This window comes from Staphylococcus sp. NRL 16/872 (assembly GCF_022815905.2).
Classification (GTDB): Bacteria; Bacillota; Bacilli; order Staphylococcales; family Staphylococcaceae; genus Staphylococcus.
Genome location: NZ_CP119327.1, coordinates 1813851 through 1826700, shown reverse-complemented (window position 1 = coordinate 1826700; position 12850 = coordinate 1813851). Strand labels below are relative to the sequence as shown.

Annotated in this window: 10 protein-coding genes and 1 pseudogene; all 11 read left to right on the top strand. The window is 34.3% G+C overall.

The window, feature by feature from the left end; translation table 11 throughout:
- Positions 1–3 precede the first annotated feature (3 nt).
- The 11 genes and pseudogenes from MT340_RS09060 to MT340_RS09010 all read left to right on the top strand — a co-directional run bounded on the left by MT340_RS09060 (position 4) and on the right by MT340_RS09010 (position 12850).
- Entirely contained in the window at positions 4–336 is a 333-nt protein-coding gene (locus tag MT340_RS09060; protein ID WP_243603785.1) for a hypothetical protein, read from the top strand.
- Complete coding sequence (locus MT340_RS09055; RefSeq protein WP_243603784.1) at positions 333–746, top strand: hypothetical protein; 414 nt, start codon at positions 333–335, stop codon at positions 744–746. Before MT340_RS09060 ends, MT340_RS09055 begins: the two co-directional genes overlap by 4 nt.
- The gene (locus MT340_RS09050) at positions 743–1138 is read left to right on the top strand and encodes a hypothetical protein (protein ID WP_243603783.1); all 396 of its coding nucleotides are present in this window, start codon (positions 743–745) and stop codon (positions 1136–1138) included. The genes MT340_RS09055 and MT340_RS09050 overlap by 4 nt, the downstream gene beginning before the upstream one ends.
- A gap of 39 nt (positions 1139–1177) precedes the next feature.
- On the top strand, positions 1178–1843 hold the full coding sequence (locus MT340_RS09045; protein WP_243603782.1) for a major tail protein: 666 nt from the start codon (positions 1178–1180) through the stop codon (positions 1841–1843).
- A 13-nt stretch (positions 1844–1856) separates the two neighbouring features.
- Positions 1857–2087: a fibronectin type III domain-containing protein gene (locus MT340_RS09040; protein WP_243603781.1), complete on the top strand. Its 231-nt coding sequence runs from the start codon at positions 1857–1859 to the stop codon at positions 2085–2087.
- Positions 2088–2126: 39 nt separating this feature from the next.
- Positions 2127–2468 (top strand): phage tail assembly chaperone G, encoded by a 342-nt coding sequence (gpG, locus tag MT340_RS09035; RefSeq protein WP_243603780.1) that lies wholly within the window; start codon positions 2127–2129, stop codon positions 2466–2468.
- Between the two features lie 50 nt (positions 2469–2518).
- Positions 2519–2698 (top strand): hypothetical protein, encoded by a 180-nt coding sequence (locus tag MT340_RS09030; RefSeq protein WP_243603779.1) that lies wholly within the window; start codon positions 2519–2521, stop codon positions 2696–2698.
- Between the two features lie 14 nt (positions 2699–2712).
- Positions 2713–8526 (top strand): annotated as a pseudogene (locus MT340_RS09025) (phage tail tape measure protein); the annotation flags it as partial.
- Between the two features lie 866 nt (positions 8527–9392).
- Positions 9393–10226: a phage tail family protein gene (locus tag MT340_RS09020; protein ID WP_243603778.1), complete on the top strand. Its 834-nt coding sequence runs from the start codon at positions 9393–9395 to the stop codon at positions 10224–10226.
- Positions 10227–10238: 12 nt separating this feature from the next.
- Positions 10239–11393 (top strand): hypothetical protein, encoded by a 1155-nt coding sequence (locus tag MT340_RS09015; RefSeq protein WP_243603777.1) that lies wholly within the window; start codon positions 10239–10241, stop codon positions 11391–11393.
- Entirely contained in the window at positions 11393–12850 is a 1458-nt protein-coding gene (locus MT340_RS09010; RefSeq protein ID WP_243603776.1) for a hypothetical protein, read from the top strand. Before MT340_RS09015 ends, MT340_RS09010 begins: the two co-directional genes overlap by 1 nt.

The following is a 12850-nucleotide window of genomic DNA, read 5'->3' as shown; positions in this document are numbered from 1 at the left end:
TAAATGGAATTCAATGAATTTAAAGACCGTGCTAATTTCTTTCACTATGTTAATGAAGGACCTTATCCCGATGATCAAGAAGAAAGAAATTTATATGGATGCTTTTGTAAGCTTTATAGTCCATCTATGAAAGACAGAGAAGTCCTTAAAGCTACTGAAAATACGACTGGAGTTACTTTAATTATGAGAGACCCTCAAGATGATTATGTACCTGAAACGAAACATATTGTGAAAATCGATAAACGATTATACGCCGACAAGTTGTTCAATATTGAAGAAATTAGACAAGATACACCAGACAGAAGTTATATTACAATGGTGCTATCAGAAGTATGAGTGTAGAAGTAAAAGGCGTAAAAGAATTGACTGAACAATTAAATCGTAAATTTGGTATTAATCGTATGAGAGAAATTGAAGATGAAGCTTTGAAAGAGGGCGGAGATTATATTGCTGAACTTTTAGCGAAAAATTTTAAAGTGTTTGAAGATACAGGAGCTTCTATAAATGAAATAACACGTACAGACCCTTTTTATAGTAAAAGTTTAGGCGGCTCAGATCGTTCGGTTCTTATCAAATGGGTTGGACCTATGGAAAGATATAGAATCATTCATTTAAACGAACATGGCTACACAAGAGATGGTAAGAAATACACACCTAGAGGCTTTGGTGTTATTGCCAAGTCATTAGAATCTGGTAAAAATATTTATCGCAAAATAATTGTAGATAGTTTGAGGAGTAGAATATGAATATTTTAAATATTATTCGCTCAATCATTCTTGATGACACTATATTGAAAGCCGAATTAGGTAATCGTATTTATTATTATGAACTGACTGAAAATGCAGATGTATCAAAACCATTTGTGATTTTAACACCGGTTGATGATGATCCATCATCTTTTGTATCAGATAAATATTTAAGCGAAACATATTTAATTCAAGTGGATGTCGAATCTGCCAACCATCAAAAAACTATTGATATAACTAAACGCATTAGGTATTTACTTTTTGCAAACAATATGTCTCAATCATCTAGCCAATTGGACAGTTATTTCAAACAAACAAAAAGGTATGTTATGTCACGTAGATATAAAGGTATACCGAAAAATCAATATTTCAAGGGTAAGCATATCGAATAGATGTGCTTATTATATATATAAATTAGGAGGAATTTTATTATGGGTTCATACGTAGCAGGTTTTAAAAGATTACACGTAGGTGTATTTGATGACAAAGCAGAAAAAATTATTAGTAAATATACATGGGAAGATGAAAACGGTGGTACGGTAAACATGAACGTAACAGGTTTAGCGCCTGATATGGTTGATATGTTTGCATCTAACAAACGTGTTTGGATGAAAAAACAAGGTACCAATGAAGTTAAATCAGATATGGATATCTTCAACATTCCAAGTGATGAATTAAATGCAGTTATTGGACGTTCGAAAGATGCCAATGGTACTGCTTGGGTTGGAGAAGATACGAAAGCACCTTACGTCGCAGTTGTAGGTGAGTCTGCAGATGGTATTACTGGGGCGCCTATCTATTGTGCGTTAATGAAAGGGACTTTCAGTTTAGACTCAATCGAGTTCAAAACTAAAAATGAAAAAGAAGAATCACCAGAACCAACCAAATTAACAGGTGACTGGATGAATCGTAATATTGATGTAGATGGTAATACTAAAGGTATTGTTTACGGTTACCATGAAGGGTCAAAAGGTGCTGATGAATTCTTGAAAAAAGTATTTGTAGGCTATCAAGGATTAATTACAGGAGCTACTACGGCACCAACAAATGTAGAAGCTACTGGTAATACTAATAGTGCTACAGTGAATGCACAATAAAGGGTGGTATCAAATGACAACAATATTAAAGGTTTATGATAAAGAAGGAAATGTTGTAGGAGAAGCGGAACAAAATCAAGATGGTACAACGAAAGTAACTATCCATGATTTAGAAGCTGATACTACTTATCCAGAAGGTGAATTTAAAGTCGCACATGTAAATGGTAACGAAGTGTCAGAAATGGTAGATGTACCAGAGTTTAAAACTAAAGAAAGTAAAAGAAAAAGTAAGGCGCAGTCATAAAACTGCGTCTTTTTTATTTGAATAAAAGGAGACTATATAATGATTAAATTTGAAATTAAAGATAGAAAAACTGGTAAAACTGAAAGCTATAAAAAAGATTTTGTGACTATGGGAGAAGCTGAAAAGTTTTGGGATTTCATGGCAAAAGTGGAAAAAGAAAATGAAAAAGAAAAACCAGATTCTAAAAAAGCTAGACAATTAGAACGTCAATTATTAGTAGATTTCTTTGTAGATCAAGGTTTAACAGAAGAAACAGTTTTAGAAAATATGAGCACTAAAGCGTATAGCAAAGCTTTAGACCAAATTTTTCGTGAAGTGCAAGGAGAAGACGAAGAAGATTCAGAAGATGCAAAAGATGAAGTGGGAAAGACAGAAGAATAACTACAGCAAAAGACGTTTTATCGAGCATTAAACAAATTCAAAGGTTCTGCATGGAAAAATATGGTTGGACATTAACAGAAGTTAAACGTGAGCCTTATTTTCCGTTGCTTGAAATCTTAAACACGGAACAAGATAACGAAAATAATCAAGCTACATATAAAGATGCTGATGTTGGAACTGAAAATAAAGTCTACACAGGTTCTGATCTTAAATTCTTATTCGGTGGCTAGAAAGGAGGCTAAAAATGAATGAGAAGTTACAGGGTTTAACTTTAGAAATGAAGTTAGACGCTATTGGTGTTGAAGAAGGTATGAAAGGCTTAAAAAGACAACTTGGCGTTGTAAATAGTGAAATGAGAGCGAACCTTTCTGCTTTTGATAAGTCAGATAAATCAATGGAAAAATACGAGGCTCAAATTAAAGGCTTGAATAATCGTTTGAAAGTCCAAAAGCAAATGTTTAATCAAGCTGAAGGAGAGTTAAAAAAGCTTAATTCAGATTATGTAACGGCTAAATCTCGTATTAAAGAAGTTGAAAGAGCCTATCTTGGTCTAGCTGAATCCAATAAAAAGAATAAACAAACACTTGATAAGTCTACTCAAGCTTTAAAAGAATCAAACTCAGAGCTTAAAAAGGCTGAAGCACAATACAAACGTACAGCTAATGCTAAGCAAAAAGAGTGGGAAAAACTTAAAGAGTTAAGAAAAGCTAATAAAGACTATGAGAATTCAGTTAAGCAATCAAGTGTTGCTTTACGTGAGGCATCAAGAAGAACTGAGAATCAAGCTAAAGAAGTTGAGCGATTAAAGAATGAAGAAAAAGCGCTTAAAAATACTGAAAATGTAAAAACAAGTGAGCTCAAAAAAGCGAATCGGGCAACAACTGAAGCTTCTGAAAAACTCAAAAAACTGCAAGAAGAAGAACGTAAATATCGTAATGAAAATAAAGCTGCTACTAATCAACTTAAAAAGTCTAACACTGCAATTGAGACATCTAGTGCTAAGCATAAACAACTTGTACAACGATACAAAGAAGAAGGCGGACAGGTTGATAAGTTAAAAGCTAAAAATAAAGGTTTAGCAACTTCGAATGAAAAAGTTAAAAGTACTTATGATAAAACGAACAGTGAGCTTAAACAATCTGAACAAGAGTACAATAAACTTAATCGTATTATTAAAAATCATAGTGTGGATGTTGCTAAAGCAGAAAAGGCAGTTAACACTGAACGTACTGCACTTAATAAGCTAGAGCGTACATTAAACCAAACAACTAAAGAGATGGAAAGTTTTAACAAAGAACAACTCATTTCAAATAGTCATTTTACTAAAACCGCTAATAAAGCAGATCAAATGTCTAAAAAGTTTGGTAGCATGGGCGATAAGATGAGCTCAATGGGGCGCAGTATGACAATGGGCGTTACAACACCTATCACTTTAGGTTTAGGTGCTGCAATTAAGACTAGTGCAGATTTTGAATCTCAAATGTCTAAAGTCGGTGCCGTGTCACAATCAAGTAGTAAAGATTTAAAAGCTATGTCAGACCAAGCAGTTGATCTCGGTGCTAAAACTAGTAAAAGTGCTTCAGAAGTAGCAGAAGGTATGAACGAATTAGCATCACTTGGATTTAATGCTCAACAAATTATGAAAGCTATGCCTGGTGTTATCAGTGCAGCGGAAGCAAGTGGTGCTGATATGGCTACAACTGCAACAGTCATGGCATCTTCGATTAATTCATTCAACCTAAAAGCAAGCGATTCAAGCCATGTAGCAGACTTATTATCTATGGCTGCAAATGACAGTGCAGCTGATATTAATTATATGGGTGATGCACTTAAATATGCAGGTACACCTGCCCATTCTTTAGGTGTTACTTTAGAAGATACTTCTGCAGCAATCGAAGTTATGAGTAACAGTGGGCTTGAAGGTTCTCAAGCGGGTACTGCACTTCGAGCATCTTTCATCAGATTAGCCAATCCTACTAAAAAATCCCAAAAGCAATTAGATGCTTTAGGCGTATCTTTAACAAATTCAAAAGGCAAATTCGTTGGTATGCCTAAATTAATTGGCCAATTTAAAGATGGATTACAAGGTATGACGAAAGAACAAAAACTTGCAGCAGTTGCACAAGTTGTAGGAACAGAAGCTGCAAGTGGTTTCTTAGCATTAATTGATGCAGGGCCTAAAAAAGTAGGCCAGTTCAGTAAATCCTTAAAAGAATCTGATGGTGCAAGTAAAAAGGCGTCTGACCAAATGAAGAACAACCTTAAGGGTTCATTAGAGCAATTAGGTGGTGCATTTGAGTCTTTAGGTATTCAAGTAGGTAAAGATTTAACACCTGCGATTCGAACAGGCGCACATTTTGTTCAAAGTTTTGTAGATGGATTTAATGGCATGCCTGGTTGGGTCAGAAAGTCTGCAGTAGCTTTAACACTTTTTGTTGGTGCTATCGGACCAACCATTTTAGCAGGTGGATTGTTGCTTAGAGCAATTTCAAGTGCTGCAAAAGGTTACGCATCACTTAATAAAGAAATGGCAGTCAATTCTGCAGAAGCGGCTGTTAATGCAGGTGCAAACAAAGCGGCTGCAGGCTCATTAGCTACAACAGGTAAATCTACTAAAGGTGCTAAAGGGCTGCTTGGTGAGTTTGGTAATGTTATTCGAATGACTACAACTCGATTCGGTGGCTTAAGTAGAGTATTAACAGTCGGTTCTAAATTGTTTGTAAAAGTGGGCGTACCTTTAACAATTTTAACTACTATTTTTGGCGTGGCTTATGAAAAAATGGGCTGGTTTAGACGTGGCTTTTCAGACATGGGCAAACTAGTTAATCAAGTAGGTTCTAGCATTGATTTTTCATGGATTCCAAACATGGGTAAAGCCTGGGATGATTTTAAAAATGACATGGCTAAAGGCTTACAAGATGGCTTATTATTTAAAGGTATTCATAAACTTTTTAATGGTATTCATTCTGCTGCAAGTAAAGCTTCAGATAAAGTCAATGTGTTAGGAAAAGGTGTGTCTAATGAAACTAAAAGTGCTTTAGGTACATACCTTAAATACTCAGACCAATCTGATAAAATCTTCGAAGATATCTGTTTTAATCATGGTCAAATTACTAAGAAACAAGCGGATGAATTAATTGCTATCAATAAAAAAATGAGTGGCGAATTAATTAAGCAACTTGAAGCTCGTAAGAATAAAGAAATTAAATTAGATCATGATGTGTTGGATAGTTCTAAAGTTATTTCAGAAAAGCGTAAGCAAGCTATTCTTCAAAAAGCTACTGAAGAAGGAAACTTAAGAATTCAGAAAGCTAAAGAATTAAATAAACGTATTGAAGACTTAGAATCTAAAGCTGCAAAAAATGGTAAATTATCTAAAGATGAAGCAAAAGAGCTTCAAAAATTGTATGAACAAAGAAATAATTTAGCAGTAAAATCTTTATCTAAAGGCGAAAAAGAACAACAGCGAATACTATCAAGAATGTCTGCCAATCGACGAGCTATGTCTATAAAAGAAGCGTCAGATACGATTAAAGAATCGATTAAAGCGAAAAATCAAGCAATTAAAGATGCTAAAAAGAAATATGACGCTAAAGTTGATGAAATCAATCAGATGGTTGGACTATCTAAGAGTGAAAAGAATAAACTTCTAAATGAAGCGCAAGACCAATACGATAAAGAAGTTAAAAAAGCAAAATCTCACCATAAAACAACATTAAAAAATGTTAAAGCCTCAAATAAGAATGTTGAAAAAGAGATAGACTTATCCAATGGTAAAGTGTTAACTGGTATGCAAAAGTGGTTCCATGGACTTGGTCAAGATAGCAAAAATGCTTGGAACAAGATGGGTAAAAACGCACAACACTTCGGTAAGATAATGTCCGGTTCTGGTAAGTGGTTTAAAGGTTTAAAAACTTCTGCTTCTAATGCTTTTTCAGGTGCAGGTAAAGCTATTGCAAAACATTCTAAATCTGCTTATAGCAGTGCTACAACGTGGTTTGGTAAAACGACATCTAAGTCAGTAACAAAGTTCAAAGATTTAAAAGCCGGTTCAGACAAATGGTTTGGTAAGATTGGAAGTAAAATTAAATCTGTTTCTAAATCGGCATATAGCAATGCAACGAATTGGTTTAACAAAACAACATCTAAGTCAGTATCTAAATTTAAAGACTTAAAAGCAGGTTCTGATAAATGGTGGGGTAAAGTAGGAAGTAAAATCAAAACTACATCTAAATCAGCATACAGTACTGCCACTAATTGGTTCAGTAAAACCACTTCTAAATCAATAGCCAAATTTAAAGATTTGAAAGCAGGCTCAGACAAATGGTGGGGTAAAGTTGGAAGTAAAATTAAATCTATTTCTAAAGCTGCTTATAGTAACGCCACTAATTGGTTTAACAAGACTAAAAATAAATCAGTAGGTTATTTTAAAGACTTAAAATCAGGTACAGATAAATGGTGGGGTAAAGTAGGTAGTAAGATTAGAACAGCTTCTAAAAATGCCTATAACGATGCTAGAAATTGGTTTAGTAAAACTAAATCAAAATCTTTAGACTTATTTAAAGATATTAAAAATGCTACGGATAAACGTTGGAATAGTATCAGTAGCAAAATCAAAGATAAATCTAAAGAGGCTTATAATAGCTCTAAAAAATGGTTTACTAACGCAAAGAACACAGCGTTAGATAGATTCAAAGATATGTATAATGGAGCTAAGAAAAACTTTGGTAATATTGTTGATCAAAGTGAAGATAAAGGTAAAAAGACATTTGGTAAATGGAAATCTTGGTTAGGTAAAACACTTGATTGGATTAAAAATATTAAAGGCGAATTTGGAGATGCAGCATCAAGCTTAGGTAAATCTGTTGCTAACAAGGCTATTGATGGATTGAACGGCATGATTGGCGGTATCAATAAAATTGCCAAAGCAATTACTGATAAGTCCCTGATTAAGGAGATACCTAAACTATCAACTGGGACTGTGTCAGGCTCAAGTCTAGCTACTGACTCTAATGGAGGTCTTACTGCACCGACTTTAGCCGTTGTTAATGATAGAGGTTTAGGCAATGCGCCAGGCGGTGGTGTTCAAGAAGTTATTCATAGAGCAGATGGAAGCCTAGAAGCTCCTCAAGGTAGAAATACAATTGTTCATTTGAATAAAGGTGACGGTGTAATTAATGCTAGAGATACATTCAAACTTCAACGAATGGGTGCAATTCCTAGATTTGCAAGTGGAAGTAAAAAGAAAAATTGGCTAGAAAATATTGAAGATGCCACAAGCAATGTAGCGAAAAAAATGCTGAATGGTGCAACTAAAGGTGCTAAACATGCTAAAGAAGTTGCAAAAGACAAAACCAAAAATGTAATTGATAAAGCTAAAGAGGTTGGTACTGACGCCCTCGAAAATGCAGAAGATGCTGCTATGGGTATCTGGAGTGGTATCAAAGGCGTTACAAGCGATGTAGGCGAATTCTTAGAGCATCCTGGTAAACTTGTTGATAAAGTCATGGACTTTATGAAAATCAACTTTGGTGGAGGAGCCAATGCTACAGTCCAAATGGCTAAGGGTGCTTATGGAATTTTAAAGAAAAAGTTAGTCGATAAAGTTAGACAATGGTTTGAAGAAAGTGGCGGAGACGGCGATGGTGGATATATTAAATATCTTAATAATATTACAACACCATATAGCCCCAACGGACCACCTCCCGGTTATGCATTTAATTGGGCTCATCCTGGTATCGACTTACCTTATATATATGAAAAAGTTCAATCTACAATATCTGGTATCGCACGAACAAGAGACACAGGTAATGTAGGTTTCGGACATCATATTGTAGTTGAAGGAAGACCTTACGATGTTACTTATGGCCATCTAAGTAAATGGCTTGTTAAAGATGGTGAACATGTACATCCAGGTACAGTATTAGGTATATCAGGTGATACAGGATCAAGTACAGGTCCTCATTTGCACTATGAAATGAATGAACACGGTTATGGTTCAATGACCGGTCATTCAATAGATCCAATTAAATGGTTAAGAACACATAATGGTAGTGGTAGAGGAGGCCACCTTAGAAGAGGTAGCTCTGGTTTCAGTAATGGTGCAATAAATCATGACTTAGGCGTTACTTCTAAAAATATTTCAGCTGCAGGCATAAACAGATGGCTAGGCGGAACTGGTATGGCCGGTTTAGGTTCAGTATTTATGAGAGCCGGTAAAGCTTCAGGTTTAGACCCTCGTTACTTAGTAGCTCACGCAGCCGTTGAGACTGGATGGGGCGCATCTGCAATGTCAGGTCGAGGAGACGTAAATCACGGAAACTGGTTCGGCGTTGGAGCATTCGATAACAATCCGAATAATGGCTTCAATTACGGCTTAGGAATTGTCGGAGGAGCTAAATGGATTAGAGATAACTTCTATAATAGAGGTCAAAGAACAGTTTATAGAATGAGACATAATGGCGGTGTACATCAGTACGCGACAGCTGGCAACTGGGATACTATGATTGCAGGCATCATGGAAAATTCAGCGAACTATTTTGCTACAGGAGGATTAATTAAAAATTCAGGCTGGTATAACATAGCAGAAGCTGGTTTTCCCGAATGGGTTATTCCAACAGATCCTGCACGACGTACAGATGCGCTTAAACTTTTAGAGCATGCAACTTATTCAATCCAACCACAAAACACTAGTGACAACAGACGACCTAATCAACTTACTAATTTAAATGGGAATAAAGGCCCTAATAAATTAGAACAAAAACTTGATACCCTTATTAGTTTAATTGCTAATATTGTTAAAAGTAATGACACTATTGCTAATAAAGATTGGAATATAGAGTTGGATGGTCGAGAGTTAAATAGAAATAATAATAGAAGACAAGCTTTGCAATTGGCTACACAGTTGATGAGAGGATGATGTAAATGGGGTTTACTATATATAGCCCTAACTTTGAAGCCATAAAATTTCCAGTGGGCGTTCTGCCACTGGATTTTTTTATAAGTTCTACTGAAAAAGAAAGAATTGAAGTTGACGTTACTGGTATTCCAGGTGGAGTTGATTATGGTTTCAATTACAAAACAAGAGAAGGTACTTTAACTTTTTGGTTAGAACATTATTATGGTGAGTTTGATTATATGTTGCTAGAAAGTGAGATTATGAATTTTTTAGATAGCACTCCATACTTTTATGTTTCGAGAAATGAAGTGCCATCTAGAGTAATTAAAATTTCAATAGATACATCTTATAAAATAGAGAGAATTGAGAATTCTAAATGGGCTCAATTAGAAGTTCCAGTTAAAGTATTAGGGCTGCCGTTTTGGAGAACTGTATACACAACACAAGACATACAGAAACTTGGTTATGATGCTATAAATGAAAAGTTCGGGCTTGCAGATGGTATAAACTTAGATTTTCTATCATATACTCCGACTACAAATAGTTTTTCAATTTGGAATGGTGGGCATTTAAAGATTGATCCAAGACACTTCGATTTATCTATAAGGCTTTTAAATGCTACATCAAAAGGAAATGTAACCATCGAAAATTTAACAACCGGAGAGAAGTTTATTTTTTACAGACAATTTGAAAATACACATTTAAACATATTCGGTTCCCAAGTTTTATTAGGAAATACTAATTGGTTAAGAGAAAGTAACCGTAAATTCATATCTCTTGTGCCTGGAGAAAACAAAATAAAAGTTAGTAATGTAGAACATCAAGGCGTTAGTTTTGATTTTCCATATTACTTCAAGTAAGGAGGACTTAGATTGGTTGAGTTAAAAGTAATTGAAAGTCAATGGAATAGAGATAATCTATATTATACGAATGCTAATTTTAAAAATATTGAAAAAATATTAAATGAGTTACTTTCATCTATAATTGACGTAAGTAAAAACGCAACGCCTACTGATGGTTCAATAAATTCAGATAAGATTAAAGATAAAGCAATCACTAACATTAAGCTAGCAGACCAATTCTCAAGTGTTAGGTCCCTAATTGATGGTGAAGATGTTACTCAGATTAACAAAGAAGGTATTTACTTTAAAACAACCACATCTCGACTTAAGGGTTTGCCTACTCAGTTAAACGATAATGGGTATGGATACAGTGGATTTTTAGTTGTAAAACCTTTCTCACAATACCATTACATTCAAGAACTATATGATTTAAACAATACGGGTATAGTTTATAATAGAACAGTCAAAAATAATGCTGATACGGATTGGAAGTCTAATTCAGATGATGTGAAAGTTTCGCAAATTGCTAATGATCAAGTCAATAATAAATTACAATATAACTTAAATGTGTTTGAAAAGTATAACTCTGATTCTATGCCAGAAACTAACGTTAAATATGCTAACGCTATCCAAAACATACGTATTGAAGGGGTAGACCCTAAAACACCGGTTAAAATTTGGACGTTATCACGAGCATTTAGTACTTGGAACTATCGTATAATCATAGGTCAAAAAGTAAATGGGAAGTGGACAACATTACTTGATACAGGATCTAATTTTACAGTGGTTGAAAATACAAATGGCGCTACTGATGTCCTTTATGAAAAAGGTGGAGTAAAGTTAAGTGCAAGGATAGATTACAGAGTTATACCTAAAAATGATAGATATATTGATCAACGAACTATTGATGATGAACCTTATTTAATCATTAGACCTGAAAAAGTTGGCAGCGTATCTAATACAAATTTCAGTGGTGGAGAAGCTTATGATCAAAAACTCAACACTACTAATGACGTTGAATTCAATACAGTTAATGCTAAAAGTGTTAATACAAAAGCTTTATATATTGATAGTACGTTCCCTAATGGTACCTTAACAGCACCACCTACAAATATTAAAAGTGGAGATTTATGGTTAGATGTAACCGATAGTACTAAACATCCTATATTAAGGGTGATGAAATAATGATAAAAACGAATAGCAATAATATTAAACAATTGGCACCGGCTTTTCATAAGTACGGTGCTGATTTTACTTGGTCACAATGCACAGATACATTTAAACCTGATTTACATGCAGTTGATGTAGAAATGCAAGCCTTTAAAAATAATTTACAAGTAACGGCTTTGGTAGCGCCTTTAACTGACAGTGAATTTGAAACTGCTATGAAAGGAGCTTATCAGACAGGTCGTTTAGATTTTGGGATGTATTTTTTAACGTGGGCTTGGGAAAACCCTAATACAAAAAAGTTAGAAGCTCTACCTAGTTGGGTAGGGACATCGTTTACTCAACAAGAAGTGGATTTAGGTATTATAAGTACTGATAAAGTGGGCCAAACAAGACAAGCTAATTATTACACAATTAATAACCCTTTATTTGAATTATCAAATGGGAAATATGGATATGATGATGATAATCATAGGATGGGTCAAGTAGATGTTGTGAGCGGTTCAGTTAAACAACAATTCGATTGGTTTAAAAGTGTTTTTGGTAAGTATCCTAGTTATTCTAGTTATTCATATGGTCGACATATATTGGATGATTTATTATTACCAAGACTAATGGGCACTAGAGGTAATACAATTCAAAATGACACATCTAGTTATAGTTTTAATCGTGAGCAAGGTGTAGATAGAATGGTCTCATCAGTTTTTAATTATAATGTGCGAGATAAAGGTATGAATGTTGCTTTAGAGAACAGTAAAAATAATCTTAGTAAAGCGATTACTAATAATGGTTGGTTTAATGATTTTAGCCATTGGCACTGGGCAAGTAGTTATGGCGATAAAAATCAATGGTCACAATTTTTTGAACAACAACGTAATCTAATTGGTTCTAATAAGGTAGTAAGCCTAGGAATAGATAAGGCCTTTGAATATCAATATTTAAGAAATATGGTCCAATCAATATATCTTGTCGAAAACAATGGAACTTATTATGTGCAAGTTGAAACAAAGGATGAGTATAAACCTAGTTTGCCAAAGCAGTCTATAAAAACTAAATTAAGTGTTCATCTAGATTTGGAAAACACACCATTAGAAGGTAAAGATATTACAAGTACTACTGAAATAAAAAAAGTAGATATCAACCGATTTATAGTTGAAGTTCCATATGTAAAAGGCAATGGTTTTAGTATCGTTGAGATAAAAAGTACTACAAATCCGACATACATGAATTTTGAATTACCCAAAATATCTTTTGTTGAGTTATCAGGATTAACATTAAAAATCAACACAGATCAACCAACAAACGTAGTGGTATTTACTTGTGATAAAGATGCAGAAACATACAACTCTAAGATTGCTGTAAGGGATAATACAATGAGTACAGCACATACTCTAACTTTAACTGATATTTCTAACAAAGATATCTATGTTGGAGTGATTACTAAAACTAAACAATCTATTTTACAGAAGGTGTAG